Origin of the sequence: Clostridium sp. MD294 (assembly GCF_000364165.2) — a bacterium.
Lineage (GTDB): Bacteria > Bacillota > Clostridia > Lachnospirales > Anaerotignaceae > Coprocola.
The window spans coordinates 2,351,599-2,378,388 of record NZ_CP097810.1; the positions used below are offsets into that span (position 1 = coordinate 2,351,599).

39 protein-coding genes are annotated in these 26,790 nt (G+C 33.8%); 3 read left to right on the forward strand and 36 right to left on the reverse strand.

Annotation, left to right across the window (positions count from 1 at the left end):
- Window positions 1-119: 119 nt before the first annotated feature.
- The 34 genes from C820_RS11670 to C820_RS11830 all read right to left on the reverse strand — a co-directional run bounded on the left by C820_RS11670 (window position 120) and on the right by C820_RS11830 (window position 24,137).
- Complete coding sequence (locus tag C820_RS11670; protein ID WP_251855595.1) at window positions 120-422, reverse strand: hypothetical protein; 303 nt, start codon at window positions 420-422, stop codon at window positions 120-122.
- On the reverse strand, window positions 395-2,182 hold the full coding sequence (locus C820_RS11675; protein ID WP_251855626.1) for a minor capsid protein: 1,788 nt from the start codon (window positions 2,180-2,182) through the stop codon (window positions 395-397). The genes C820_RS11670 and C820_RS11675 overlap by 28 nt, the downstream gene beginning before the upstream one ends.
- Window positions 2,160-3,674: a phage portal protein gene (locus tag C820_RS11680; protein ID WP_004033614.1), complete on the reverse strand. Its 1,515-nt coding sequence runs from the start codon at window positions 3,672-3,674 to the stop codon at window positions 2,160-2,162. Before C820_RS11680 ends, C820_RS11675 begins: the two co-directional genes overlap by 23 nt.
- A gap of 3 nt (window positions 3,675-3,677) precedes the next feature.
- Window positions 3,678-4,064 (reverse strand): DUF2577 domain-containing protein, encoded by a 387-nt coding sequence (locus C820_RS11685; protein WP_004033612.1) that lies wholly within the window; start codon window positions 4,062-4,064, stop codon window positions 3,678-3,680.
- Between the two features lie 226 nt (window positions 4,065-4,290).
- On the reverse strand, window positions 4,291-5,877 hold the full coding sequence (locus tag C820_RS11690; RefSeq protein WP_004033610.1) for an XkdQ/YqbQ family protein: 1,587 nt from the start codon (window positions 5,875-5,877) through the stop codon (window positions 4,291-4,293).
- Window positions 5,878-5,889: 12 nt separating this feature from the next.
- Entirely contained in the window at window positions 5,890-6,060 is a 171-nt protein-coding gene (locus C820_RS11695) for a hypothetical protein (protein ID WP_004033608.1), read from the reverse strand.
- The gene (locus tag C820_RS11700; protein ID WP_004033606.1) at window positions 6,060-6,470 is read right to left on the reverse strand and encodes a phage tail assembly chaperone; all 411 of its coding nucleotides are present in this window, start codon (window positions 6,468-6,470) and stop codon (window positions 6,060-6,062) included. The genes C820_RS11695 and C820_RS11700 overlap by 1 nt, the downstream gene beginning before the upstream one ends.
- 14 nt (window positions 6,471-6,484) lie before the next feature.
- Window positions 6,485-6,958: a phage tail tube protein gene (locus C820_RS11705; RefSeq protein WP_004033604.1), complete on the reverse strand. Its 474-nt coding sequence runs from the start codon at window positions 6,956-6,958 to the stop codon at window positions 6,485-6,487.
- A 248-nt stretch (window positions 6,959-7,206) separates the two neighbouring features.
- Window positions 7,207-8,529 (reverse strand): phage tail sheath family protein, encoded by a 1,323-nt coding sequence (locus C820_RS11710; protein WP_004033602.1) that lies wholly within the window; start codon window positions 8,527-8,529, stop codon window positions 7,207-7,209.
- Between the two features lie 2 nt (window positions 8,530-8,531).
- Window positions 8,532-8,747, reverse strand: coding sequence for a hypothetical protein (locus C820_RS11715; protein ID WP_156801378.1), 216 nt, complete (start codon window positions 8,745-8,747; stop codon window positions 8,532-8,534).
- Window positions 8,719-9,147, reverse strand: a complete 429-nt coding sequence (locus tag C820_RS11720) for a phage tail terminator family protein (protein WP_004033599.1) — start codon at window positions 9,145-9,147, stop codon at window positions 8,719-8,721. The genes C820_RS11715 and C820_RS11720 overlap by 29 nt, the downstream gene beginning before the upstream one ends.
- Window positions 9,147-9,581, reverse strand: a complete 435-nt coding sequence (locus tag C820_RS11725; RefSeq protein ID WP_004033597.1) for an HK97 gp10 family phage protein — start codon at window positions 9,579-9,581, stop codon at window positions 9,147-9,149. The genes C820_RS11720 and C820_RS11725 overlap by 1 nt, the downstream gene beginning before the upstream one ends.
- A complete protein-coding gene (locus tag C820_RS11730) occupies window positions 9,581-9,940 on the reverse strand; it encodes a hypothetical protein (protein ID WP_004033596.1) in 360 nt (119 codons plus the stop codon). Before C820_RS11730 ends, C820_RS11725 begins: the two co-directional genes overlap by 1 nt.
- A complete protein-coding gene (locus tag C820_RS11735) occupies window positions 9,937-10,293 on the reverse strand; it encodes a phage head-tail connector protein (protein ID WP_004033594.1) in 357 nt (118 codons plus the stop codon). The genes C820_RS11730 and C820_RS11735 overlap by 4 nt, the downstream gene beginning before the upstream one ends.
- Complete coding sequence (locus C820_RS11740) at window positions 10,235-10,582, reverse strand: hypothetical protein (RefSeq protein ID WP_004033592.1); 348 nt, start codon at window positions 10,580-10,582, stop codon at window positions 10,235-10,237. Before C820_RS11740 ends, C820_RS11735 begins: the two co-directional genes overlap by 59 nt.
- A gap of 15 nt (window positions 10,583-10,597) precedes the next feature.
- Complete coding sequence (locus tag C820_RS11745) at window positions 10,598-11,476, reverse strand: hypothetical protein (RefSeq protein WP_004033590.1); 879 nt, start codon at window positions 11,474-11,476, stop codon at window positions 10,598-10,600.
- 14 nt (window positions 11,477-11,490) lie between these two features.
- A complete protein-coding gene (locus C820_RS11750; protein ID WP_004033588.1) occupies window positions 11,491-12,069 on the reverse strand; it encodes a phage scaffolding protein in 579 nt (192 codons plus the stop codon).
- 83 nt (window positions 12,070-12,152) lie between these two features.
- Window positions 12,153-13,391 carry a PBSX family phage terminase large subunit gene (locus tag C820_RS11755; RefSeq protein ID WP_004033586.1) on the reverse strand — a complete coding sequence of 413 codons (1,239 nt, stop codon included), beginning with the start codon at window positions 13,389-13,391 and terminating at the stop codon, window positions 12,153-12,155.
- Window positions 13,388-13,822 carry a terminase small subunit gene (locus C820_RS11760; RefSeq protein WP_004033584.1) on the reverse strand — a complete coding sequence of 145 codons (435 nt, stop codon included), beginning with the start codon at window positions 13,820-13,822 and terminating at the stop codon, window positions 13,388-13,390. Before C820_RS11760 ends, C820_RS11755 begins: the two co-directional genes overlap by 4 nt.
- Before the next feature lie 79 nt (window positions 13,823-13,901).
- A complete protein-coding gene (locus C820_RS11765) occupies window positions 13,902-14,330 on the reverse strand; it encodes a hypothetical protein (RefSeq protein ID WP_004033582.1) in 429 nt (142 codons plus the stop codon).
- 133 nt (window positions 14,331-14,463) lie between these two features.
- Window positions 14,464-15,837: an SNF2-related protein gene (locus tag C820_RS11770; protein ID WP_004033580.1), complete on the reverse strand. Its 1,374-nt coding sequence runs from the start codon at window positions 15,835-15,837 to the stop codon at window positions 14,464-14,466.
- The gene (locus C820_RS11775; RefSeq protein ID WP_004033578.1) at window positions 15,785-16,105 is read right to left on the reverse strand and encodes a VRR-NUC domain-containing protein; all 321 of its coding nucleotides are present in this window, start codon (window positions 16,103-16,105) and stop codon (window positions 15,785-15,787) included. Before C820_RS11775 ends, C820_RS11770 begins: the two co-directional genes overlap by 53 nt.
- Before the next feature lie 366 nt (window positions 16,106-16,471).
- Entirely contained in the window at window positions 16,472-18,739 is a 2,268-nt protein-coding gene (locus C820_RS11780; protein WP_242824474.1) for a phage/plasmid primase, P4 family, read from the reverse strand.
- A gap of 72 nt (window positions 18,740-18,811) precedes the next feature.
- A complete protein-coding gene (locus C820_RS11785; RefSeq protein WP_004033573.1) occupies window positions 18,812-19,387 on the reverse strand; it encodes a DUF2815 family protein in 576 nt (191 codons plus the stop codon).
- A gap of 41 nt (window positions 19,388-19,428) precedes the next feature.
- On the reverse strand, window positions 19,429-20,586 hold the full coding sequence (locus tag C820_RS11790) for a DUF2800 domain-containing protein (protein ID WP_035295463.1): 1,158 nt from the start codon (window positions 20,584-20,586) through the stop codon (window positions 19,429-19,431).
- Entirely contained in the window at window positions 20,586-20,933 is a 348-nt protein-coding gene (locus tag C820_RS11795) for a hypothetical protein (protein ID WP_004033569.1), read from the reverse strand. The genes C820_RS11790 and C820_RS11795 overlap by 1 nt, the downstream gene beginning before the upstream one ends.
- Window positions 20,934-21,018: 85 nt before the next feature.
- Entirely contained in the window at window positions 21,019-21,153 is a 135-nt protein-coding gene (locus tag C820_RS14490) for a hypothetical protein (RefSeq protein ID WP_286010431.1), read from the reverse strand.
- A complete protein-coding gene (locus tag C820_RS11800; protein ID WP_004033565.1) occupies window positions 21,140-21,304 on the reverse strand; it encodes a hypothetical protein in 165 nt (54 codons plus the stop codon). The genes C820_RS14490 and C820_RS11800 overlap by 14 nt, the downstream gene beginning before the upstream one ends.
- 56 nt (window positions 21,305-21,360) lie before the next feature.
- Window positions 21,361-21,594, reverse strand: a complete 234-nt coding sequence (locus C820_RS11805; protein ID WP_004033563.1) for a Veg family protein — start codon at window positions 21,592-21,594, stop codon at window positions 21,361-21,363.
- Between the two features lie 14 nt (window positions 21,595-21,608).
- Window positions 21,609-21,860 (reverse strand): hypothetical protein, encoded by a 252-nt coding sequence (locus C820_RS11810; RefSeq protein ID WP_004033561.1) that lies wholly within the window; start codon window positions 21,858-21,860, stop codon window positions 21,609-21,611.
- A gap of 74 nt (window positions 21,861-21,934) precedes the next feature.
- A complete protein-coding gene (locus C820_RS11815; RefSeq protein ID WP_004033560.1) occupies window positions 21,935-22,558 on the reverse strand; it encodes a hypothetical protein in 624 nt (207 codons plus the stop codon).
- Window positions 22,559-22,571: 13 nt separating this feature from the next.
- Window positions 22,572-22,997 carry a hypothetical protein gene (locus tag C820_RS11820; RefSeq protein WP_004033558.1) on the reverse strand — a complete coding sequence of 142 codons (426 nt, stop codon included), beginning with the start codon at window positions 22,995-22,997 and terminating at the stop codon, window positions 22,572-22,574.
- A 90-nt stretch (window positions 22,998-23,087) separates the two neighbouring features.
- Entirely contained in the window at window positions 23,088-23,312 is a 225-nt protein-coding gene (locus C820_RS11825) for a hypothetical protein (RefSeq protein ID WP_004033556.1), read from the reverse strand.
- Window positions 23,313-23,375: 63 nt separating this feature from the next.
- Window positions 23,376-24,137, reverse strand: a complete 762-nt coding sequence (locus C820_RS11830; protein WP_004033554.1) for an antA/AntB antirepressor family protein — start codon at window positions 24,135-24,137, stop codon at window positions 23,376-23,378.
- 197 nt (window positions 24,138-24,334) lie between these two features.
- Here C820_RS11830 and C820_RS11835 point away from each other — a divergent pair, with 197 nt between their 5' ends.
- A complete protein-coding gene (locus C820_RS11835) occupies window positions 24,335-24,553 on the forward strand; it encodes a hypothetical protein (protein ID WP_004033551.1) in 219 nt (72 codons plus the stop codon).
- Window positions 24,554-24,598: 45 nt separating this feature from the next.
- Here C820_RS11835 and C820_RS11840 read toward each other — a convergent pair whose 3' ends face one another.
- Together C820_RS11840 and C820_RS11845 are read right to left on the reverse strand one after the other, a co-directional pair.
- A complete protein-coding gene (locus C820_RS11840) occupies window positions 24,599-24,808 on the reverse strand; it encodes a hypothetical protein (RefSeq protein WP_004033550.1) in 210 nt (69 codons plus the stop codon).
- Window positions 24,809-24,863: 55 nt separating this feature from the next.
- The gene (locus C820_RS11845; RefSeq protein ID WP_004033547.1) at window positions 24,864-25,082 is read right to left on the reverse strand and encodes a helix-turn-helix domain-containing protein; all 219 of its coding nucleotides are present in this window, start codon (window positions 25,080-25,082) and stop codon (window positions 24,864-24,866) included.
- A gap of 135 nt (window positions 25,083-25,217) precedes the next feature.
- On the opposite strand from C820_RS11845, the gene C820_RS11850 reads away from it, so the two are divergent.
- Together C820_RS11850 and C820_RS11855 are read left to right on the forward strand one after the other, a co-directional pair.
- Complete coding sequence (locus C820_RS11850) at window positions 25,218-25,649, forward strand: helix-turn-helix domain-containing protein (RefSeq protein WP_004033542.1); 432 nt, start codon at window positions 25,218-25,220, stop codon at window positions 25,647-25,649.
- 32 nt (window positions 25,650-25,681) lie between these two features.
- Window positions 25,682-26,758 (forward strand): hypothetical protein, encoded by a 1,077-nt coding sequence (locus tag C820_RS11855; RefSeq protein WP_004033540.1) that lies wholly within the window; start codon window positions 25,682-25,684, stop codon window positions 26,756-26,758.
- The last annotated feature ends 32 nt before the right edge of the window (window positions 26,759-26,790 follow it).

Consider the following 26,790-nt stretch of genomic DNA (forward strand, 5'->3'; position numbering starts at 1 on the left):
GAGCAATTCGAATGTCAAATGTACGAATGGTTTTTCGCATTCTTGCGAAAAAAATTACCTTAATATTTTTAAGCATAAAAAAAGAACAGTTTTATGACTTGTTCAGGTCAATTATTTTGTCAATCTCTTTTTAACAAATGGCTATAATATTTATAAAATATACCATCTTTATCTAATTCAAATTTTTTACAATCTCGTTTATTATGATTATCTAAGTATTCATTTGGTGCAAATCCATAAACCTTACAATTTTTGCAACCTTCATATATTTCTAATATTTCATTTTTACAGAATGAACATATTGGTATTGATGTAATTTCAGCTTCACCATAAACTACTTGGCAACTAGTAGGAACATCATCTTGATTTTCAATCATTGGTTCTTTTTCTTCTATCATAGTATCACTTCCGCTTCTAAACAATAATTATTATTTTCTATTCTAGCAGATACAATTTTATATTTCAATCCTCTATCAAATAAAACTTCTTCTTGATTTTGATATTTTTGATAAGCTGCACTTTTAATATAAGATGCACCTTTATACCCTTTAGGCACTTTAAATTTTATAACCACATCTCTAGGGGGATAATCAAAATCAATAATGCTTGTTGATGTAAATGATTTATTTGTTATAACCTTATTTTTTAATAAAACAATTAAATTTTTATTGTTCTTTATTTGTTGCACTATCTCATCAGGAATATTCAAATGTTCTAATATTGTTTTTCTTTGTACAACAATATTTCTTGGTATTTCACATTTCTGTAATGCAGAACTTATTTGTTCCGCTTGTTCTGCATATTTTCCTAAATCCTCACCTTTTGCAAGTTTTCTATTGATTTGATATGCACTATTTCCAGTATATTTTTTAAGGGCTGTTTTTTCTTGTTCTGTCAAATTCTCTAGTTGTTTTGAAGCTTCTACCTTAAATTTTTCTATATTGCTATTAGGACTTTTTTCTGCATATTTCTTTTTAAAACCACTCCATTTTTCACTATCACTATGTTTCATATTCTGGAAATTGTCAAAACTTCCGACTTCTTTTCTCCCCAAAACCGCCTTATATTGTTCATACTGTTTTTTATCTACACTCTTATTTTGATGTTTTTTCTCCTGCAACAGCCATTCAGTGTCGGCTTCTACATAAGTTTTATGCCACTGTTCATATGTCATATCAGATGGCACATAATAAGTTTTACCTTCTTTATTTCTTGCAGCTCTTTGCTGATTTTGTATGTATTTGCTATCTATGTTTGGTACTGTGGTACTTCTACATCTTGGGTGAAAAGGGTTAGCAGTAAGCCCTATTTTGTAGTCTTTCAAGTCAAACACTTTACCATCTAGCTTACGACACATTTCACTTGTTTTTATGTCCAGTGTCGCAAGCACTTTGTACTGTTTTACTCCTAAATTCTCGTAAGTATCTTTTCTGGACGCAGACGCAACAAAGGCACTTTCTGTTAACACAAGCCTTTCTGTGGCTTTTCGTGAACTATACAGTGCCTTTGACATATCTTTTATGATTTTTTGAGAGCCTTCGCCCCTTATAATGCCCTGTGTAAATCGTGTTTGTAGCTGATAAATCAGTTGTGTCCTATCTGTACCCCATACCCTTTCAGAAAAGTTTTTACCATCGGGAGCCCAAGCCCTTGCTAACACTTTATCAATTTTATTTTCGTCTATTTTAGAAAATGCTTGCCCTATGCCAGTGCCTTTTTGTATTTCGTAAGCGGTGCGGTAATACCCTTCTTTGTAGATGTTTTTGAGTGTTTCTGTAATGCCCTTTATTTTTTGGGCTTCTAGCTTTTCCACTTGCTGTCTTAATTGATATTGTATTGCCTGTAGCCTTGTTATTCTGTGAAGCGTACTGGCGTTTTCTAGCTTTTTTATCCACACATCATCAAGTCCGTTTTGTTGTCCGTATGCTATGTAGTCGTCAATTTCCATTTGAAAAGCCTGTCGTTGTTCACTTGTCAATAACTGTTTTGCCTGCTGATATGTGATACCGTTTTCATTGGCAAATCTCATATAAAAATTGTTTATATCCTTTTCAATTTCTGCCATAGTCGCTATGTAATTGTTTGCAGAATGTTGTATATAATCGTCACCCTGTTTCAGCAACATCTCCATAAGCAACAAAAATCGTTCTTCCCAATAGTCATTTTGTGGCATACATATCACCAAACTTTTCTAACTCTTTTTGCTCTTGAGCCTCCAATTCCTGCAATTCTGCATTGACATCTGATACAAACGGGTGCATACTCAAAAGCGTTTTGTCCGAAACAATTCCCTTACTATATTGTATCATATTCACCGTTTCAACATCATTTGTGACAATATTTTTGTTAATGTCAATTTGTATGTCATTGGCATTGTAGTTTGTACCGTTTTTACTGTTGTAATCTTCCGTCACAAACCATAACAATTCTTTTATGACTTTTCTTAATTTTGCTATCATATTGCCCGCTTTTTGGTCTAGTAGCGTGTACTGAAATTTCAAGCTAACGCCCGATGGGGCATTGCCAAATTTGTCACTATCGGTATCAACACCCATACCAAAATGAAATATATCTTTTCTCAACATTTTGAGAAACTCTAACCTACCAGCAACGGGCAATTCGACCTGTTTTGCCTCAACTCTACCATCTTCACCCGAACCCATCATATTAACAGCCTTGTTTATCTGCAATTTTTTTGTTACAGTGCTTGCTTCATCGCCACCAAAACCATATATTACCCAGTACAACTCCACAAGGTCTAAAAAGTTATTTGTACCTTCACTAGATATGAGGTCATAAGCGTCAATTAAGCCTTTTATATGTTCTAAATCGGTGGTACTGTTTCGGTTATTTTTGAGCAACAAAAAAGGCACACGTCCCCAACTATGCCCTTGTTTGTTTTTCTGAAAGCCGTCTAATGTTGTAATACTCCAATAGTGGGGAGCGGGATTGACCGAAATAGACGTATCTTTTACAAACAAATTGCTTTCTTTTTCAATATAATATGTGACATTTTGTTTTGTCCACCATTCTACTTTTTTGCGAATATATTTTTGTCCATTTTCAACTACTGTAATATCATAATAGCGTATTACTTCAAGTAGTTCTTTCTGATTATTTGTGTCGTAAATCGCTATTATCTCATTCGCTGGCACAATGCAATACTGCAATTCTCCATTATCGTCATAGTAAATGTGCAATACCTCAAAGCCCTTACAGCTTGCCCCTGTCACCAAATCCTGCAAAACTTCATTAAAGTTGTCATTTGCAAACTCACACAACATTTTTTCATATGCTTTTTGTTCTGTATTTTCTTCTGCACCAGACACTTTAATTGTGGGTTCTTTGCTCACCAAATAAGCGGTTTTTTGGTCTACCAATATTTTCAAAAAGGCATTGATATTTTTGTGATTGCTTCTATTGACATTACGAAATGTGGTAATTTTTTGCTGTACTATTCCCTCTTTTTTCTCTGTTTCCAATAATTTTGAACTAGTAAAATCTTTCTGTAGTACATCGTGTTCCCCATTATAATACCTTTCACCTTTCTGCATTTCTTTTTTTTGTTGGCTATTTACATCATCATTTATGATGTATTTTAGTATATCACTTTCATTCAATGCCCCTTCTGCCATCAATTTCGCATTGATTAAATCTGTTTGTGTCAAAAACAACTGCTATACCCCCAATCTATCCCATACAATAAACATTTGACCGCCTGTCATTTTTGCAAGTACAACTTTTTCGCCTTCCGTCAAATGATTTTTGACTATAAATTCTTTTTCTCCTATATAATCGTGACTGTGTTCTCTGCAATGTTCCCCACAACTACCGCCCATTTCGGGCTCTGTAGTATGGTCTACAACCATAGTAATGGTGTAATCTGTGACATTTCTTGTCAAAAGTAAAAAATCCTCTGTAAGCGTCAATTTTTGGTCTAGCTGTATAGACAAAGGGCTTTCACTTACAACCACACCAATGCAGAAATCGCACGGGCTACTATTTTGCACGGCATCAAGTGCCGCTTGTTTTATTATTTTTAGAAATAATTCCTCATTTGCCACAACATCACCTACTTTTAAGACTTTAAAGCTTTAAGACCTTAGGGACTTTGTCCCTAAAACCCTACAAGCCTTTGAAAAGGCTTGAGCGAAACTTTTTGAGAAAAACTAGCGTTTTTCTATTAGATTTTTTAGCGAAACGCACGTTTCGCTTTTAAAGTTTTTCGCTTTCTTTTTCCAAAAAGGAAGTGGAGTTTGAGGCAACGCCTCAAGGTCTTTGTCTTTGTCTTTACTCTACAAATTCCCAGCCTTTTAATGTCAAATCCATAGTATGTAAATTTTGCTCGAACGTGTGCTTGACTTTTTCCACCCACATTCTGTTGTTTAGCACAATGTCACCTATGTCCAAATTGACATAAATTCCCGTGCCAGCTCTCACTCTAATGTCACCGAACGCTCCTTTTATCTGTAAATTTCTTGTCTTTCTGTTATATATTTTCAAATAGGCTTCCGCTCTCACTTTTGCCAATTCTTTACTACTCACTTTTTCATAATACTGCAACGTGCCCCAATTCCCCATATTTTCATCATTTTGCGTCTGAAAAACTTCCCTCACACCTGTTTCTTTATTGTCATAGGCAAGTTTGATTTTGTTATAAGTATCACTGTCAATGCTAGTAGTATAACTGTAATCTTGTATATTACTGTCGTTTATCAAAAAGTCATCAAGTACCATATTTTCCATATCTTTCAAAAATAGAAAACCAAAATCATCATAAAGTACAAAATTTTTACCTGTAGCAATTAACGTATCGTCAAGTATTTCTTCTAACATATCAAAAAGTGTTTTGTTGTCAAATATCCTTGTTTGAGCCGAAAAACCAGTATTTTCAACGCCACTTCCTAGCTTTAATGAAAAATTCTTACCTATTAATTGCAATAATTCTGTAGCCGTTCCGCCAAATATCATAGTATCTTTATTTTTGAGATAACGTAACTGGTCATACGCAATAATGTTAATAATGCCGTCACCCACTCTTGATTTTTGGAAAACATACCCATAAAAATAAGGCGTGCCATTGACTTGAAAACTTATCGCATCGCCTTCGTGAAAGTCTAATTTGTCATCTTTTAACACTTTACATTGCAATTTTCCTGCGGTGCTTCTTCTACTAAATTCTACTGTTACACTCTCGCAAGCAATAGGTAACATAACATTGCCTTTGTGTTCAATAAGCAGTTCACGAGCATTCCTCGTTAACTTCCTAATGCCTTTTAATTCATCATTTGCTTTTGCAACGGGCTTGTTATCCTCACCATACACAATTTGTATAGATGTAATTTCTTTGTTATTGCTTTCTGAAGCATTTTCAGAACCACCAGAACCGCCGCCACTACCTGTATAACCTTCTCCTTGATACCGCAACAGTGCACAAACTTTAGTAGAATATGTATTTTTTCCCACTTTACCAACGCCATCACGAGGGTTGGCGGCGTGGGTAATGCCGCCGTACTGATTTACTATCATAACGTGTGTAATTTTATTTGCCCTCGCTGTGGAATTATCTGTACAGCAAAAAATGATGTCACCCGCTTGATATTTTTCAGTAATGTTAGAAGGGGAGGGCAGATTTTTACCAATTTTAGCATAACTATCCGGATAAACCAATTCAAAACCTTTTGCATAACATTCATTACTACTAATATCTACTTTACCACCTGTATCTTTATGTATCAGCTTCACCCCTGCAGCATCAAACGCCCTATATATCAAACTAGAACAATCAAAACTATTTTTGCCGTATCTGTTTGATTGGCTGTAACTCTTACCGATTTGCCTATCCACATAAGCAAGCACTTCATCAATAACACTCATACCCTCACCTCCTTATTTTTTGAACTGTTTTTGTTGTGTTTTACAATCCTCTGCCCATTGCTTTACAAATGCAACAATCATTGCTTTTTCTTGTCTGGGCAAATTTACAAATGTAGAGGGCAACATATGAAACTCTCTAAAACATAAATATGCAATAGTCGTTTCTGCGTCGCCCTCTTTCATTAGTTTTTTGCCTCATCCACCATATCATCAAGTGTTTTACCATAGCCGTTAAATTCTTGTATAAAAAGCACAAATGACCAATATTCTCCACTTGTAAGCATTTTTTTGAGCAAATCCTCTGCCCCTAAGGCATTATAATGGTCTTGCAATTCTGCATTTTGCAAATCTGGATATACTATACTTTCTACTGCCATTTTTGCATTAAACAAATTTTCGTCAAGTTCTTTTTCCATAGCACCATTTTTGCCTTTTTTCTTTATAGTACAGCTTTTTCTAATGGCTTCTTCTTTTTCTTCTGATATTGTTTTAATTTCCCATTCTACAGGCTTGCCATTTTCTACAAATCTATCACTCACTACTACCTTTTTGTTTTCTTTTTCTATTGGATTTAAAAATGCACTTAAATTCATATGTATTGCTCCTTTCACATTCCTTCTAATTCGTTAAATTCTTCTGGCATATCCCAGCTTTCAAAAGTGAAATCAATTTCTTCTTCTAAATAGTTGTTGTTGTTGGCGTCCACTTTTGCTACAACGGTTTTGTTTAAATTGCAGCCTTTTAATATTGTAGTCTGTCTGCCTGCGGCACTGGTAGGGTCGTCATTTGTCACTATCATATCAAAATACATATCTTTCCCTGTATCGGCAAAGTGTTTCATAGCTTTTCTGAATATTGAAGTATTGTAATGAAATGTAGCCGTACCGGTACCTTTTGCACCTACTGTTTTGTTTCCCTTCATTCTTTGCCCCAATATAGGCACTTCTACTTTTATTTTTTCAACGGTTGCTTCTACTTTTACAGCGGACATAAAATTGATACGTCTACCATCAATCAAAACATAACATTCTCCGCTACTACCTGCTATACTATCCTTTGCACGCATTGTATGAAAAGCCATATTTATTCTCCTTTCTATTAAAACCTTAACAACCTCTTTCTTTTTATCACTTTTGCTACGCAAAAGCCACCTAGCGGCGTCCGCCTATCTTGGCGGTGAGCCTTGAAAGAAAGAAACAAATAACTTTCAAAGCGAAACGTATGTTTCGCTAAAAAAAATATAGAAAAACGCCAGTTTTTCTCAAAAAGTTTTTGTCAAGCTTTTTTCAAAAAGCTTGTAGGGTATTAGGGACAAAATCCCTAATATCTCTATCTTACTATTACTGTCATATACAATTTTTCCATAGACTGTACTGGTGTGACATATGTTGTTACTTCAACGCTCTCTTTACTTTCTCCTTGTTTTACTACAATATCCTCTGCATTAAAATCAGTAATTGCTTCTATTCTTTGTAGCTTGTTGTAAAAATCTACAATATCATTCCAAAAAGCAATACGTCCTGCATAGTTATTTTGCACTTTTCCCAGATATTTACTATTGAATATACTAGCGATATCATTGCCTATCTGGTCAAGCACTCTAACCACTTGATTACTTTGGAAATATTGGTTTTTCTCTTTTGTGAGCGTCACAAGGCTGTTAATGTCTTTTAATATACACACATTGTCACCAACTTTATGAAATATCAATTTACCATTTTCTACCACCTGCTCTAATTGTGTTTGTGTATAATCTGTATCAATGTCATATTCTCCATTATAAATTTTATTTGTTAGACTACTTTGCACGGCACAACCAGCAACTGCCCCTGTAAGCCAATACACAAGTGAAAAGTCACCAAATAAGTTATAATCCACATTCAACAACTTATTTTCAAGAGATATTACACCCTCATAATCAGCATTTTCTGCCCTGTATACCACTGTTTGAAATTTTACGCCGTGTTGCTCTCTCATTCTTTTTGTGAACGCAATAAACAAATCAACGATTTCTTTTTCTGGAGAATTGCAACCCAGTGCGTGAAAGCTGTATTTTTCTATTTTTTCTAAAAACTTTTGATAATTTTGGGGCGTTCTACCTTCCCCATCTGTACCACCTGTTAGTGGTATCCCTGCAGTAGCTTCTAACGTTACCTCTTTTTGAAATGTCACAAAATCATTGTTTTTCAATTCTTCCGCAGTCAAAACCGTCTGTCTATCTTGCTCTACATTATCCAAAAGCGTCCTAACAATAAAGCCGTTTTCTACATCGACATCATTTTCTACCACTATTGTAATAGCATTTCCTCTTGTACCGCCACACACCGCTGTTGCATAGGCATTTTGGGCTTTTTGGGCATTGCTATTGAGCCTATAGCCGTACATTTTTTTAGCATTTTTAAATATTTCTCTAAACATCTGCATTTGTGGGTGTGTGTAGTCATAGCCAAATAACTTCACTGAATTTTTGAAAAATTCTTCATTTGTGACTTCTATGACCTCATTTTCTTTGCCCCAATCTGCCACAAAAGGCATTGCCACAACGCCCCTATCAGACAATGTTGTAGAAGCATTTGCCGCCGATACAAAATTGATGTACGCACCGGGCAATATTTTATTTTGTACCGTGAATGTTCCTCCACCTAACGCCATAATTACTGCTCCTTTCTTTCTTGTTTTCCTTTTTGCTTCATCGTTTTTTCTATTTCTTCCAATTCCTTCATACTATACAATTTATCCTTTTTCAGCTTTACAGTGAAAATATCTTTGTATGCTTCAAACCTCTTACTTTGTAACACATTTTGTTTTGTATACAGTTTTTGTTGTTTTGTTTGTTGCTTTTCATTTTCTACCGTTTCTAGTTTTTTCATAAACATTCAACACCTCCATATATTCGTCTGGTTGTTTTCGTTTGAGCATATAGAAATCATAATCTACAAAAAAATGCAATACATTGTCATGAATTTCCCCTTTTCTGTTTGTACCCCTCACAAGTGAACCATCGTCAAGTGCAATCAATTCCAATAGTCTATTTAATTTCGACTGTACTTCCCAACATTCTTGATTTCCTTTTTGTGGAAAATAAGAAATACAAAATGTATGTTCCGTCAAAAATCTTACATCAAGCCTATCGTGCTCTTTATGGCTAATGCACAAAACAAAAAAGCAAGGACTTTCAAATCCTTGCTCTAACTGTTCCGTAAAAATATCTGTTTGTGGAAATTGCTCTTTTATCGCTCTAGCGATTGCCATAGTCAACTGATTTACCACTACTGCAACGCCTCCATTATAAACGCATTTACTTTTTCTCTTATGATTTTATCTAAATTTCTTTGTAAATCTCTTTCTGTTATGGTTAGCATCAATTTTCCTTCTACCCAGCCCTTTTTTAGTCTTTTTCCTATTGCTTTTACATATCGACCTGGTTGTTGTCTGTGCCCAAACTCTACAAACTCCGCATATTTTAAGGGATTTATCACTTCAATTTTATATATATTACCCTCTTTTATAATATTGCTTACCCAATTATTTTTTAGTGCACCTGTTTGCCCGCCGGGTGTTTTTGCTATAACAGCCTTAACAAAATCTTGTGATATTTCTTGTGTAACTTGTATACAAAAATCATCTATTATATTTTGCAAATTTTGAAATTTATCTCTCAACGCCACCAATTCCGAAAAATCTACTTGTCCCCAATTTGCCATTAAGCATACCTCTTTTCTAACTCCAACACAACCTCTTTATGACTGCCATAGTTAAGCGGTTTTCCCGCACAAATAAAAGCATTTGTTTCACCTTCTTGCGTCACAATCACCTTGCAACCCTCTTTGATTTCAGTATCTGGTGGCAAAAACAGCTTTATTGTTCGTGACACTTTTGCAACGCTTTCTGTTTGTACTACTGCATTATCATCTTTATAACTTAATCTACATTTTACATTTTTCGCTTTGATTGCTAACATTGTGTTGTTAATAATCCCCTGTTTTTTTTCATAATACATAATAGTACAAACACCATCGTACAACTTTTCAATATGCTTTTTCACCAAATCAGAATACTTCACCAGCCTAACCTCCTATATCTATTTAGTTGTGCCGTGTAGTTTTTCAAAAACTGCATACCACTATTTTCACTGATAGCACTAGCAGAAGCAAATGACACTGTCACATCACCTTCTGTAATGCTTTTTACATTTCCTTCGGCCTGTTCCTGTCCTAAACTTTCTGCTCTGTACAAATCTACTGCCATATTCAACAACACATTTTCAAGCCCTTTAGGCACTTGTTTTATATTGCAATAGTTGCACACCATATCACTTACTTTATCTATCACAAATAACAATATATTGTCTTTTTCTTCATTTTTTACCCCTAGTAGTAGCTTTAGTTTCTCCAATCTCTCCGCCTGTGTCAGCATTTTCCTCACCGCCCGTATGTGCTTTTAATGCTTCATTTTCTGCTTTTAACACTTCATTTTCAACTTTTAGTGCTTCCTTTTCGACTTTTAATGCTTCCTTTTCAACTTTTAATGCTTCCTTTTCAACTTTTAGTGCTTCATTTTCTGCTTTTAACACTTCCTTTTCTTGTTTCAACACCTCTACAGTATCAGTAGTCGTTTTTCCTTCTATGGTATATCCTTTTTCTCTAAATTCTTGTTCTCTTTTTTGGTCAATTTCCCTACAAATACCATTTTTATACACTTTCATATCATAACACCCCCATCAATTTGTTGCAGTATGCAAATAAATGCCCTTCGCTTTATTTTCATATACAAAGGCATCGTGATATATTCTGAACTGAAATTTCCACATATCCTTGTCTTGGTTTTCGTCTGGCGTAAACACTTTAGGTAAAGCAAATTTTACTACTTGCAATATTGCTTCTGGATATATCAGCATAAAATTGATATTTTTACCATTTTCAGACTTTTTGTAACCCCAAGCTGTGCTACCATCATTTAATTCAATTTCGCTGTAAAACCTAGAAGGTGTCACATATTTAATAGGTATACCATTGTAATTTGTCAATAGTGTACTAACACTGCCTTGACTACTCCAACTTCTAGGCAAAGCACTATTTAACAACGGCTGTAAGTTGCTATTGATGTACAACACCCTTCCTGCAATAGGTATTTCATCAGCATTTAATTGTCTTATAGCTTCGTCAATTTCTGCTATAATGTCATCTTTTGTCAATATTGCTGGTGTGGCTTTTGTAATGCCATTTGCACTTGCATACTTCGCAAAACGAAAAGCGTCTAATTCTGGCACAACATAATCTTCCATAAATCTTGCTGTGAGAATACCAAAAACATTTTCCATTTCTTCATTGTCCATTCTATCAACATTAAGTTCCTTTGCTCTTTCTTCTGTCAATTTTAATGTTTCCCATGTTGCACTAACATCGCCTTTAGGGTAACCATTTATTCTGGAGTAGTCACCCATACCGCCATCTACATTTGTAATAAGCACTTTTACCTCATTTGTTCCCGTAAAATCAACTTTTTTTCCTGCGTCCATATTTGCCGTATTAGACAAATGTTTATAACAATCATCTAACACTGGTACGTATTTTTTTGCAAATTCTAAAGTATTCGCCATAATTGATACCTCCCTTATTTATTTTGATTTATTCCTAATGTTCTGAATACGCTTTCTGCAAATGTATTTTTGTTGTTATTTTTGCTCTCATATCCAAAACCACTACCAACACCGCCATCAATGCCCTGTCTATGTGTTTGTTCCACTTCAAACAAATAGCCATCGGACTTTTTGAGCCCTTCCAAGTCAAGCCCTATAAGCGTACCATCTTCTTTTAACGTGATATTTTCCATATCTAGCAATGCCTTTATTGCTTTAGTATTTTTACCTTTTGCCTTCATAATCTCCATATCAATGGCACTATTTTTGCGACTATCTTGATATTGTTTTTGTAGATTTTGGGTGTCTGTTTTGTATTTTTCCTGCAATTCATCATACTTTTTCTGCAAATCCTTGTTATCTTTTGCCCCTTCCTTCAACGCCTTTATGTCGTTGTCCCTTTGAGCAATCTGCCCCTCTAAGCCATTCTTAGCAACCACAACCGCATCGTAATCGGCTTTAGGCACATACTCCTGTTTTAGCTTTTCGGCTATTTGTTTTTCTAGTTCTTGACTATCTTTCTCTTTCTCCAACAATTCTTTTAGCCAGTTCATTTTTAAAATCTCCTTTCTAGTGATTACCTTAATATTTTTGAGCATAAAAAAAGAACAGTTTTTCGACTTGTTTAGGTCAAATATTATCCAATTTTAACATTTCTCATATCGAACTCACGACTATAGCGTACAGCGTCAATACTATGATTGTTTTTATCTGGAAAACAGCCTTTAAAATTACCGTTTGCGTCCTTTTCGAGTTCATACTCCAAAAATTCCCTAGCGGTGTTAGGGCATCTTTTAGGGTCAATTACAATTTCTTCCAAATCCTGCAACCACTTTATGCCATATTGCACACTATCAGAACCTTTTTTTGCTTTCAATACCCTTAAATCATAGCTATACATTTCTGCTATACTTTTTGGCTCTGCACTGTCACATATTACAACATCATTCCATCTATTCTCTTTTTTCACCAATTCCGCTGCCTTTCTATTGCTCAATTTCAGCATTTGAATTTCATAATAGATATACAAACGCCTTCTTGTTTTATCATAATGATTGACAGTATAGTGAAAAGGGTCAGCGGCATAGCCCCAGTCAATGCCCCTAGCGATATGGTCAAAGTGACTGATTTCACTATCCGTAATCTCTCTAAGTGTTAAATTGGTAAAAACTTCACCGCCCGTACCGGTAACTTCGCCCATATATTCATGTTGATAGGCTTGCGGTTTCACGGCTTTGAGGTGCTCCGCCTCTATCAAAAACTGCTCCCCCAGCCATTCAGGCGGCACGGTCAAATATGTACTATGATGTACTAGACGGTCGTTTCTTTTCTGCAACACTTCCTCATTCACCCAATTTGACTGACTTTGAGGCGGATTATAGGAATAAAACACCACAAAATCACTACCGCCCCTCAACAACGACTGATTGATAGTACGAATTTCTTCCATACCAGCAAATTCGTCAACCTCTTCATACCAAATGTACTTACAATAGCCTTTACTAAATTTGATAGATTTGATTTTTTTAGGATTGTCAGCCCCTCGAAATACAATTTTATTTTCGTGTCCGTCAGCAACATACTTCATTTCAATAGGGCTAATTTTGCTTTGCCAATACGCTTCAACGCCTAGTGCCGACACCGCCCATTGCAACTGCTCAAAAACACTACTTTGAAGCGTTTGACCGACTTTTCTTAGTACAACAGCGTTCGCTTGAGGGTCTTTCATCATACCGAGTATCACTTCTAGTGATATAAACGATGACTTTGTGCTACCCCTGCCACCTTTCAGCCAATAATGGGTATGTCGAAATTGTTTCAAATCGTTATGAATTTCATAAAATGATGGTGCTATAAGCTGTTTTAAACTAATCAAACAGTATCGCCTTCTTGCATTGGTATGTCGTCCACAATCTGTATCGTTGTTTCGCCTTGCAATTCTAGTTTTTCCGTAAATAAAGCATAGCGTTTGCCTATAAGTTCAGCGGCTTTTATTCTGTCTTTCGCTGAAACATCTTTTTGCACCAAATCCTGTACGCCTTCCCCCGTCAACAAAGCGACTTGCTCTTTCTGCTCCCCCCTCATAACGGAAGTCAAATACTCTAGCACTTCCTGTGCATCGGCGATTTTCTCATTTTTCAGCTTTTGAAGCTGCTGCTCTATATATTTTTTAATGTCAACATTTGTCAACAATCTTTGTCCTACTGCTCTCGCTGTCTTTTTAGAATACCCCGTTCGAATAGCCGCTTGTGTGGCATTGCAATCAACAAGGTATTCTTCACAAAAACGCTTTTGTTTTGCTGTCATGTGCCACACCTCCTAACAAAATAAATAATAAAAGGGAATAGCCCTTTGACTACTCCCAATATTTCATACTACCATTATATCACATATTGGTGTTGATTTTTGTTGACTTTTCAAATTCTTCTAAGGCATATTTGTGCGACTTTCTAATATATTGATATGTATAATTCATCTCTACCGCTATCACTTCTAGGCTTTTGTACTCCACATACCTTTTATAAAGTAGTTCTATAAATATGTAGCTTTCTAATGATTGTATCTGATTGATAATGTTATGTTTCATATCAATAAATCTATCAATTTCAGCATTGATTTCATTTTTCATATCTATTATTTTTATCAAAACATTTTCAAAAGTAGCACAATGTTTTTGACTACTTTGCACTTTTTCCATTGTATAATCTATACACTTTATACCACCCATTTTTTTCAATTCGTACAATTCTTGTAATTTTTGATTGATTATAATATCCAATTTTTGTAATTGCTGTAAATATTCTTTTGCTTTCATAAATTCCGCCTCCTATTGTTTATCACAATACTGTATGATATACTATTACAAAAGCAAAAGTTTTTAGCGAAACGCATGTTTCGCTTTTAAAGTTTCGCTCAAGCCTTTTCAAAGGCTTGTAGGAGTTTGAGGGCTAGCCCTCAAGGTTTTGTCTTTCATACTTCACTTTCAAAGCCTGCAAAAGCCCTTCCTGTACGTTTTCCTTCTTCTGTAGGCTTTGAAAAACTCTTTCTTCAATAGTGCCTTCTACCATCAAATGGTGTATAATCACCGCTTTTTGCTGTCCCTGTCTGTGAAGTCGGGCGTTAGCCTGCTGATACAACTCTAAACTCCAATTCAGCCCAAACCATACTATAATATTACCGCCTTGCTGTAAATTCAGCCCGTGCCCTGCACTTTTTGGATGCACCAGAAGCAAAGGAATATTGCCATCATTCCAATTTTTTATATCATTTTCTCCCTCTAATTTCACGGCAAAAGGAAATTTTTTTATTATACTGTCACAATCAAACCTAAAATTATAAAAGCACAATATAGGTTGTCCGTTTGCGGTGTCAACGATTTCTTCCAATCTTTCCAATTTTTTACGATTTACCTCTACACGACCGCCATCTTGTGTATATACCGCACCATTGCAATATTGTAGTAGTTTATTTGTCAATGCTGTAGCAGTATTTGCAGTGATTTCCTGTTCCAAAAACTGCAAATAACTTTCTTTTTCGAACAATTCGTACTGTTTTCTTTCACATTCCGAAAATGTCACTGCCTCTATCAAATCCATTCTAGCGGGCAATTTGAGCCAATCTTTTGCTTGCATACTCACGCAAATATCAGAAATTTGCTGTTTTATGGCATTTTCCGCTCCTTTTTTGATAGTGTAATTAAATATTGTAGTAGCATTTCTTTGATTTGGCACAAAATAACGCTCTCTGTAATACGTCAATGTTTTACCGAGCCTTTCGCCCCCATCAATCAAATAGAGTTGGCTCCACAAGTCCATAAAGCCGTTAGGGGCAGGGGTTCCCGTCAAACCGACCACTCTTTTAGACAGCGGTATGTATTTTTTCAGTGCCTTAAAACGTTGCGATTTAGGGGATTTGAAGCTACTTAATTCATCAATGACTACCATATCAAAATACCAATTATTCCCTTTTTTGCTCATTTCTTTTACCAGCCACACAATATTTTCTCTATTGATAATGTAAACGTCACCATTGTCACAAAGTGCCTTTTCTCTTTGTGTCACTTTTCCCAAAACTTTCACGATTTTAATATGTTTGAGATGTTCCCATTTTTGGCACTCTCTGCTCCAAGTATCTTCTGCCACTCTCAGCGGTGCAATTACCAAAACTTTTGTTATCTCAAAATTCCAATACATTAACTCGTTTATAGCAGTCAATGTAATAACGGTTTTGCCTAGTCCCATATCCAAAAACAAACCAACTCTAGGGGTATCAAGCACTTTCTGTATTGCCATTTTCTGGTAGTCGTGCGGTATAAATTTCATATTTCGTCAAAACCTCCTTTACTTGTTCATAACTATCTATGACGTAAACAGCAAACCCCAGCCCCCTCAATTTTTTATGTACGAAATTCTGCAACGCCCTAGCCCTTTTTCCCGTCGCTTTGATTTCCGCAAAAAATAACACTCCATTCGGTAGTAGCACCATTCTGTCGGGCAATCCCTTCATACTGGTAGAATTTACCTTCAACGCCAACCCTCCTGCCTTTTTCACTTTCTTTACAAAATATTGCTCAATTAACTTTTCTCTCATTGCTCCACACTCCTTTTAGCCCACAATCCATAGGGTCATTTTGCTTTAACACTTTAATGTATAAATGACGACAAAAATTTTTGCTATCCTCTTTTTTTTATAATATATGGATTTATATATCGTTTTTTAAAATATACAAAACACCTAAAAATTTTATCAGTTTTGTCATCATTGTTTCAAAAACCTAGTAATATCAAGGCTTTCAGTGATGATATTTTTAAAAAAAATCTGTCGTCATTTTTATCATCATTTTATTATTTTTATCATTACTTGCTATAGTCATTTTTTAAAATAATATATTTTATATAATACTCTTGCTATTCATATTTCATTTTTATCATCACTTTTTGTCGTTACTTACTATAGTCATTTTGATTTAGGACAATATATTTGCTCTTCATATCTCCATTGTGAAAAATCAAAATTTTTATATATCACATAGCCTTCTCTGTTCCTACTTGTCTCAAAACCTTTCGCTTTCAGTTCATCAAAAAACGTTTTCTTTTTCACTCTAACACGTTCATAATAAGCACAATAATCATCATATTCCCTAAATACTTCAGAACGTTTAACATTATGTCCTTCTTTTATTATCAAGCAATCTTCAATAAAAGCATATACACTATCGCTTTCTTTATGTATATTTTCTCTTACCTTTTTGCTATTTTCACTTTCATATATGTCATTCTGCCCAAGCACCTTTTTAAGCCCTGTTGTTGCCATACATATCCAAAAATCCAACTCATTCAACATTTTTTCTTTCAAATAAATATCTTTCTGCTGTGGTTTTTTATTCATTTCAACTACTCTCAAACGTCTTTTAAATCCTTCAGATTTATCATCGACATAAGGAAATCTATTTGCACTAAAAAGCATTTTGGCGTATGGTCTAAATGTGAAGCTATCTTTGCCCTTAAATTCCGCTTGTATGACATCACTACCTATAATTTTTTTCAATTCTGCATCATCATCTATAGTAATTTTGGAAATATCCGCACAAGTATTACACAATTTAAAAAGTAATTGCGATGAAAAGAAGCGTTGCGTGAGTTTTTCCATAGACAAACTTGAAATATTTTGCTCTCCTATCACCGCATGAAACATATCTATTAGTACACTTTTTCCATTTGCTCCTTCACCTTTTAGCAATAAAAATATTTGATACGCTGTACTATGTGTCATACAGATACCCATATACTGGAAAATTGTATCAATATCTGGCACATCAAGGGAAGTTTTAAGAAAGTGTTGAGAATGTGGATATTTATGCAAATCTTGTTTATAAATCTGTTTAAAATCGTGCGGTATCTGGTTCATAGAATAATATTTCGGGTCGTGAGGCAATAACTCCATATTTTCAACATTAAGCATACCATTTTTAAAATTTATCCAACTACTAGGATATTTATTGACATCTGCATAACTCTTTTGTATACAAGACTGCATAGCAATCAAGTTGTAAATTCTGTTTATCGTATGAGAATTTTGAAACTCTTTATAAATCAAACTTTGTATGATATTTTTGATGAAATTTCCGTCATTATCTACACGATACGCACCATTTTGATACAAATACATCACACCTCTAACGCATATAATGTATTCTGTCTGTATAATATGTTCTGCAATTTCGGCATCAAACACGCCCGTTATCTGTCCCTTGCCATTAAACTTATGAAATCTATCAAGAAAGCGTTCGTTTTCTGCATTTTCCGCTTCATTTGACTGCATTTCGGGCGGGTTTTCTGCATTTTGGGCTTGATTTTGTTCGTTTTGGTGGATATTTGATGGTGTTTCTACCTTATTAATGGCGTTATTTTGCATAGCGGTAGGGTCGTAAAAAATATTACAATCGTCTATCGCTTTTGTAATGGTCATATCGCCATAAGTTTGTAAGCCGTGTCTTTCGTCCCACTTGTCACGCATCAAGCCACTTGCACGAAACATTCTGTCCATCTGGTCACCATCACCGCCCGTCCAAAAAGCCAAAATGTTACAAAGTGCAATATCCGCTTCAGATTGACTTTTATAATAGGCTTGCCAATTTCCTTCATACAAATCAAAAAACTTCACACCGTTTTTGCTTCTACAAGCCATATCAATTATTTTTTCGTCCTCTAAATAGCTTATGGCTTGTTGTTTTGGCATAGTTTGGGGCTTTTTTTCTGTAAAATATTTTTCACAAATGCTGTCAATTTCCTGCTGTCTTTCTCCTATTATTTTAAAATTTTTCAAAGCCCTTTCTGTCACTGTAAAATATCTACCCGTATCGTAAATCTCAAGTCCCAATTCACTATTTTTTCTCCCCGCACCGTTCAATTTGCCCTTGCAAATGATATGTACGCCCGTGCCACTGGGGCTAATTTCGGTGTAGCTTTGAACTGTGGTAATGACTTCACGTGATAAATCGCTAAACTTTTTATCTTGTATACAGTGGTCAATGTCTATGCCCACATAGGGCGTATTAGAAAACATAAAACCTAAACCGCTTATACTTTTGTCACATTCCATAAGCATTTTAGCTTGTTGATATGTCCCCCAAGTATTTGGGTCATTGCTTTTGGCATTTTGTCCCGTATTGGGGTCAATGGGTATTTTGTTTCTATGGCATACCCAATTTTTGTATTTTTTCATATTCTGCAATATTTCATCACTCCTTTTTATAAAATTGCCCCACTTTGTTACAAGCGGGGCTTTGCTTTTCTACTAAAATATGTAATCATCATTTTCGTCTACTGTGTAAAAACCTTCTTCTACATTGTCATCAATGTTGATGTCTGCAAAATCGTCTTCCGCCCTACTTCTACCGCCGAGCAATTCTCCATCATGTGTTTTCATAATATTGTTCAGACCACACGCAATGCCTTTGTTTCCGTTGGTGTTAAAGGCATAGAAGTTTAGACTAACATAGCCGTAACAGCCCGAGTAAAACTCTGTTGTATCTATTATTTGCTGTTTTTTTCTGTCAATAACGCCAGGTGCAAATTTACAACTTGCATTTAAAAAATAACAATTTGTGAAATTTTCGTCGTCCTCTCTTTCTTTGTCACCATCTCTCAAAGGCAATTTTAAATTGTTAGGAATTTTTCCGCCGAACTTCACAATTCCTTCTTGTTTTGCTTCCTCAATGGCTTTCATCACTTTTCTAACAGCGTCTTTGTTGCTTTTGGGTATCAGCACGCAGGTGGAATATTTTACCTCGTCGCTGCCCTCCATTTTTTTAGGCTCCCACACATTCGCATAACTAAATCTAACCTCACCAATCACTACTTTAATACTCATATTTTTTCCTCCTTCATATTATATGTAATTTATTTTTAGTATCAAAAAGTATCAACATTTATGTCCTTGAAATCACTTTCCGCACTGTTGTACAAAGGGCGTTTGTCCTCAAGCGTTGCGATAGTAGGATTTCCCCTTTTTGTTAAAACAAATTCGCTTAGTACGCCATCAAAATCTGCCCCTAATACCTTTTTCATATCCGCAACACTTCTCAATTCTTTTTTGTATACAATATCTTCTGTATACCCTTTTTGCAAAAGCATAGCAACAACTTCACTATCCGACACACTGTAACACCTGCTTTTTCTGCCCTCTACCAGTTTGTAGCCTGTAAATTCTTCTCCATTCAACATCTGTTTCAAAACATATTCTTTTACTTTTTTAGCATATTTTACCAAATCATCTACTTTGTACAATATTTCTGCTATTTCATCATTTGACAACATTTCTATTGCTTTATCTTGGTATTGCTCAATACTACCCACGTATTCCGAAAATGCCTTACATTTTGGCAATGCCCTACAAAATCCCTCTGTACAATGTTTTCCTGCAACACACATACCATTACCATTATAGGCAATTTCCGCAATATCCTTGATACTTTCTCCCCATTGGCACAAATCGCTTTTAGACAGTTCAAATGTACTGATATTATCTATACGTGGTTGATATATTGTCATTACAATAGTGTTAACATCATATAGCCAGTCGTATGCTTCTAAAGCCCCTAAGCCGTACAACATCAACTGATAATTATTTCGAGCCTCCACTTTCACGCCTTTGCCATATTTCAAGTCTATAATCTCCAAATAGCCACTTGTCACTATCACAACGTCAGAAGTACCGAAACCTTCTTTTGCATACTTTGAATAATCTACTTTTTTCTCTAGTTCTAATGTGACATAACTGCATTTTTGTAGGGCATTATGATACCTTTCTATCACAAAATCTTTGTAATTTTCTGTGTAACATTGCATTTCTTCATCTATTTCAAGTCCTTCTACCGCCTTGCAATATTCCACATACGATATATCGTTTTGCTCTCTTTTTATTTTCAATTCACCTAGCTTGTGTGCTACAGTACCTTCTTTTGCAAACTCGCTTTCTTCATATGGCATGACGCTCTCCATAGCCACCGAGCCCGTACAGTTTAGCCACTTTTTGGCACTAGAAGCCGATAGTACTGCGTGTTCCGCCATCATACCAACTCCTCTAACTCTTTTAAAAATGCTTCATAATGCTTTTTGTCCATTTCTGGGAGCGTTTCTACACCATACTTTTTAATCAGTGCTTTCACTTTCTCAACACCATTTTCAATCTGTTTTGCCTTTTCAAACGCTGCTTTTTGGAGGTCTACCACATCATATTGTGGAGTTTGTTTTACTGGTTTTGCTTGTTTCTTTTCCACTTCTGGCTGCTTTTGTTCTGGTTTTTGCATATCTGTTTGTGATACATAACCTATATCAGTAATTTGAAGTAATGCCTCCACAATTTCGCTTCTGTGTTTTTCAATATCATTTTCATTAAATTCTATTGTAATTTTCATTGCATTTTTCTCCTTTCTATGCTACTATAATACTGTAGTATACTTTATAGCCCCTTTTGGAAAGCCACTTCCTTAGGGGCTTATTTTATACCTTCCCTGCAATACAGTAGCTTACTACACCTGCTATTACCGCTAATATGTACTCCCCGCCGTATGCTTGATAGCCACGTTGCTTATAGGCTGCTTGTTCCGCCCATATAAATACACTAACGCCTATCATAACCGCTATTATCACCTGTACTACCCTTCTCAACATTCCACTTCCTCGCTAATTTCTTTTTGTAATGTTTCATTTCTATGCGAAAGGCAACATCTGCCACAACGCACATTACTACCACAACCACCATAAAACATATCACATATTGGTACATATCTGCTCCTTTTCTTTTTTTACATAAATTAGATTTTTAATTGTTATGACATCTTTTTAATTCAATCTCACCTCTTTTGTCAACACTACTTGTCCATACTGAAAGCTTTCTATAGTGCCATTTCCTTTTTGTTTTACTGTAAAAACATATGGATACAACTTTTCTACCGTTGCGTCATATTTCTTTTTATATTCCTTTTGTGTCTGATTTCTATGTACTGCTTGATATATTGTGACATTTCTGCCCACCTGCAAGCCCATTTTTTCCGCTTGCCTTTTCAAATCTGTCATAACATTCCCCCTTATCACTCCTCATTTTGTATATTTTCTTGTGTTTCTTCTTGCATTTTTTCATACATATTTAAGCTTGTTTTCAAAAAACTTGCTGTAAAATATTTGAATTGTAATTCTTCATAATACTGTTTTATTTCTTCTTCTGTCATTTCTTTTGCTGCTTCGCTTATTGCTCTAAGTTCACTCGCTGTTTTTTCATTTTCTTCTGCCCATTTTTTGTAACCTTCTTTTACAATTTCTCTTAATCCTTCCATAGTTGCCATATGTTACTATCTCCTTTTACTCTTAATTTTTTGTTACACCGCTTGGACACTATATATTGTGATTATTTAACTCATTACTCAAATAACCAATCATTCGTATCTGGTGAGAAAATGCCACATTTATCTTGATTAAATGCAATATAATATGTCACACCATAACATTGTTTTATTGCTGCTAATATTGCTTTTATAACTGTTATTTCTTCAAATATGTTATATTTAGGTTTATATTCATTTCCATATTGCAATATATCCATATGACTGTGTAACATACCACCTAATCTTGATTGCAAAAATTCCTTCTTGTCAAATTTTAATGTTGTAGGCTGATTTTTTTGCATTTCTTCACATTTTTCTAAAAACTTACCAATATTGTTATGGCAATCCATCTGATTATATTTGTATTCTATTGTGCCAACCATTTCTTCTAATGTAACAAGTTCATCTTTCCAATTTTTTTTAAAGTCACGCTTTTCTATTACTAACGCTTTATCATCTACACTTTTTATCCATTTTAATGTTTTCAAATCTCTTTCACTTACCGTGTTATCCTCTTGCAACACAATAACATTTGTCTGCCATTTGCCTTCTTCTTTATAAAATACTACTCTTGCTTTCTCATTTTGAAGCACATCTAACTTCTCCTGTACTAACTCCTCTAAACTTTCATTCAAATTTAATTCTCTTGCAATTTTCATATGATTTCCTCCTTTAAAATATAGGTTCTATATATGCAGGTTCTATCTTTCTCTTTATTACTTTTGGTGTTTTTCCTTCACCGCTGAAATAGCTTTTTAATACATTTAAATCAACAACCTTAGTCCTACCTTTAAAAGAAAAAGGTATTTTATTTTGATTAATTAACTGTCGCACTGCATATTCTGTAATTGCTGTTTCTGTATCCTCTTTCTTTAATGCTTCTACCGCTTCTCTGATTGTGCGAAGCTGTGGCACTTTATTACCCTTTATTACTTCTAGTTGGTTCTGTTCCTTAAATGCTTTTTTCTCAAAAACACATTTCGGATTTTTACCTTCCTTTATTTTTAGTGAAAAACTTGATATATTTTCTAGCTTTTTACCATCAATACTAATTCTAATATCATTTTGGGATATAAAATCAATGCTAATGTTTTGCATAATAATCCTCCCTTTTTATCAAAGCCGTCCTACTGACTTTTTACTATTTGATTTGTTGCACCGCTTGGACATTGTTGCTTATACTTAAAACTACACAATCTTGGCGAACATAACACCGTTTAGTGTTCGCCTATCCTCTTTTTTTAGACTGATTTCTATATTGTTACTAATTGTACAATATGGTTTGCCATTTTTTCTTCCAAATTTTATAGTACCTATGGTTTTTTTCTCCTCTTTATAAGGTGTATCAGTGTCAACTTGTAAAAACTTATTTCCCTTGTAATCCTCAACGATTTTTATGTCTTTTGCTTTCATTTCCACATCTCCTAACCTACTATATTTCGTGTTGCACCGCTTGGGACACTATTGCTAATTGTGTTACTTACTCATACAAAACTCTTTTAATGCGTCTACACCTTTTTGATTGTAGCGAAAACTTTCTACTTCTTTATTGCTATATCTGGATTTATCAAGTGCAAATATGCCATATTCTTCTGTTTTTAGATTATTTGCATTTGCAATTTTACCTACCATATTCGCAGAAATTCCTAATATTTTACCCACATCTGTAGCTGAATAAGTTTTCTCAATTTTGGGCAGATAATTACCTACATCAACACCAAATGTACCTTCTAATGTTTTCAATCCAAAAACTTCTATTGCAATGGGCGACAACTTTTTATTATCTATAGACTGCATAAGTGTTTTAAATGTTCTGTTTTTGGCATTTAATAGCATTGCTTCTGCCCTCATCATTTTTGCTTTTTGTTCTTCATTTGATGTTGCTTTTTTGCTCACTACTTTTTTAAACTTTTCTTCTATCTTTACAAAATATTCTCTTGCTTGTTCTCCTCTTTCTGTCTGTGAACTCATAGCTAGCTTTTTGGCAAAAGAAGCTGTTAGTTTGTAGTCTGTTGTAGCCTGTCCACCCCATTCCTCATTAATGAGGAATGCCCAAAAATCAACGTTTTCTTCTGCAAAAGAATTTTCTAGTATATTCTTTTTGCACCATCTAGTATAATTATTTTTGCTTAATCCTAAAAATTCATATAGTGCTTTTGCTGTCGTCTTACCTTCTCCATCTACTTGCAATAAAATCTCAATAGGTGTTTGCTTACTTCTTTCTAATAATTCCTTCATCTGTTTTCCTCCTTTTTATTTTTAATATGTGATAATCATATTTTTATTTGCTTACCTAAATCTTATGTCAATAAAGATAGTTGTCAATATATTGTGTGTTTATATTTTTAAAAACTATATATTGACATTTCTTATTCTCTATATTACAATTCTTATATCACAATTAAGAATTGTTTTATAGAAAGGTGGTGATATTTATGATTAGAACTCGTTTTCCTTTCGATAGAAGTTATACAGAATACTGTCCTTTTATAGACGATGAACAAACAATTAGCTTACATTATGTTTTTATACCTATATTAGGTAGTTCTTTTGATAACTATCGAGCATTTTCTTTTAAATGTTCAGATTATTTTAAATGCAATATTGAAGGAGAATGTCCTATATACTTAAATCATCTAACATTAAGAAAATAGGATTTACTAAATAGGTAGGTTATTGCAAAATACCTATCTATTTTTTTAATTAAAGAAAACAGATAATTCCATTCCATATTTAGATTGTAGAGTTTTTACTTCTTCTACATAAAAATCAGAAACTCCATTTATTTTGTTTAAAACCGCTGTTACTGAAATATTTAATACTTTTCCTACATCTGAATAAGTCAATTCCTTTTCTTTAAGAAATCCCTTAAATTTATTATAAGGTTGATGGATTTTTTCTTTTCTCACCTTTCCACCTCCTAACCTACTATATTTTGTGTTGCACCGCTTGGACATTGTTACTTTATTTTTCTGCTATAATTTGACATTCTTTTTCTATCAATTCATCTACTGTACAATCCAATGCTTTTGCAATCAGATAACCTGTTTTTAAAGGTAATGGTTTCAAACCTGTTTCAATGTAGCTTATCATAGTAGCGGAAACTTCCGCTTTTTGAGCTAATTGCTCTTGGCTCATTCTTTTTGAAATTCGCCTTAATCTGATATTTTCACCTATATTCATTGTGAAAACCTCCTTTTTGTGATATAATTAGGTTAATTTCTTTAACCTTGATTATATTATACATTCCTAAAGTGCGTTTGTCAATACTTTTTTTTGCACTTTAAGAATATTTTTTAATTTAAAGGAGGATTATTGATGTTTTACGAAAGACTTAAATTATTATGTGATAATAAAGGTATTAAGCTGACAAATTTAATTCAAGAATTGGGTATGAGTAGTGGCAATATGAATAAATGGAAAAAAGGGGTTGTTCCTAAAGGAAGTACACTTTCTAAATTAGCAGACTATTTTAATGTTTCAGTAGATTATTTAATAGGGAAAACTGAAGAACAAACAAACATTCATTATGTGAATAATATCAATGATATAAACGACAGTAATTTTATACAAGGCAATATTATAAAAGGGGATACTTCTATTTCTGTTCCTTCATCTACTAATAAAAGTACACAACTATCAAAAGAAGAAACAGAAATACTAAATATATATCGTTCTTTAGAGGCTCGTGATAGAACAAAATTTATGAACTTTGTTTTTGAAATGCAAGATAAAACTGAAAAGATATAATAAAAGTTAAATTTTGAAAGGAGTAATATATAATGGTTTTAAATAATATACTTGCTGATTGTGAATTACTTAGTAACCTTTTTAAAGATTTAAAACAATTCACTACTTCATTGGAAAACTATAAAGCTGAAGTTGTATATAACTATTCTAATATTATATTAAATTTATCAAAAGACGAGTTATCTTACAAAAATAATATCTCCATTGAAGACATTTTTGTCCCTAAAGATGATACTTCTTACTTAAATATTATTTTTGACTTAGCAAAAAAAATAACTATATGTTCTTTTTCAACAACTGAAACAATAACTAATTTTTCACATTTACGTCTTTATTCAGATACTCTCAATAAACAACTTAAAAATTTTTTGGATTATACAAAAGAATTTATAACTATGTGCAATAACTTTAGTTCATATGAAAATAATGATTACACAAAATTTACTTATGCTCATAAGGTACATATTAAATTTGAGGAAACATATAACTATTATATTACTTTATATTTAAATTTTTCATTTTTTCAGTCTATTGCAGCCGAATTATATAATGAAGTACCTGAACAAATACAAAATAATCCTGAGTATACAGAATTGAATATACAATCTAATAAAAAAACTTCTGATTTAATAACTATGAGCAAAGATATTGAGCTTGTATCAAATATGATTATTAATATACAAGCTCTTTTGCCAGAAGATGAACCAAAAGATTATTACATACAAAAGGTAGAAAGTGGTTCAATATTCGTTTCTATTATAGCAGTAACAGCACTGATAAAAATAATCATTGCAACAGTTGATTATGGTGCTACTATATACTACAAACTTAAAAATAATCAAATTAACTTAAAAATGAAACAAACTGAAGTAAACAAAGAAGAATTTAGACTAAGCTTACTAAAAAAATATCAAGAATTAGGATTTAATGTTGAAAATAATGGAGAAAATTTAGAACAAATAGAAAAAATCATTACTACAACAATAAAATATCTTGATAGTAATCCTTCTGGAAAACTAAACAACGAAAAATATAATATTGAAACTCAAACAACTATATTAACAGATAATATTTTACAAAATACACCTGTTAACGAAATTGCTGATTAATTTTATCCACATCATCAAGTATATTCTTTTGT